This window comes from Vibrio sp. 1641 (assembly GCF_033339995.1).
Taxonomy (GTDB): domain Bacteria; phylum Pseudomonadota; class Gammaproteobacteria; order Enterobacterales; family Vibrionaceae; genus Vibrio; species Vibrio alginolyticus.
In genome coordinates, this window is the sequence record NZ_JAWOVP010000170.1 from 1 (window position 1) to 713 (window position 713).

Consider the following 713-nt stretch of genomic DNA (forward strand, 5'->3'; position numbering starts at 1 on the left):
TGCGATGCGAGAATGATGTCACCGTAGAGATTCGGATCCTGACCAAACAGACGCCCCACCATTGCTAATTCAAGACGATAAATTGGCGAGCTCAGTTTCAACAGTTGCTCAATATTCGGGTTCTCTTTGCTAAGGTGCATTCCGTAAGCAAATGACGTGAAGTGGCGCAGCGCTTGGATTAACGTCATGCCATGGTCGTGCTCTTGCGCATCAATCTGACACAAGCTCGCGCCCCAAATACCAAACTGTTGCAACAACCATTGGTATTGCTCGTTACCACGCCCATCACAGTACACAATCACCTGCTTGGCAAGACTAGGAACATCAGGGCCAAACATTGGATGTAAACCAACCACAGGTCCAGCGTGCACATTCAACATCGCTTGCAGCGGCTTTGACTTGATAGACGTCAGGTCACACAGAATGCAGTCTTGTGGCAAGTTGCCCAGTTTTTCAATCACCCCTTCCGTCAGGTGAATCGGTACGGTGACAACCACTAAGCCTGCGTCTTTGAGAATCTCATCCGCACGACCCCAATCTTTGCTACCCAAAACTTTCACTTGGTAACCTGATAGCTTGAACATGCGGCCAAACAGACTGCCTAACTGGCCATTACCACCAATAATGACCACTGAGCGTAATTCTGGGTTCAAACACTTAAAACCGGAATCTTTCTCGCTGGCATAAGACTCACGCATGGTACGACGAAGAAT

Annotated in this window: 1 protein-coding gene; it reads right to left on the reverse strand. The window is 48.5% G+C overall.

Annotation, left to right across the window (positions count from 1 at the left end; all coding sequences use genetic code 11):
- Window positions 1-713: bifunctional chorismate mutase/prephenate dehydrogenase (gene tyrA / locus R7Z47_RS24860; protein ID WP_318130765.1), on the reverse strand; the 713-nt coding region annotated here is incomplete at both ends.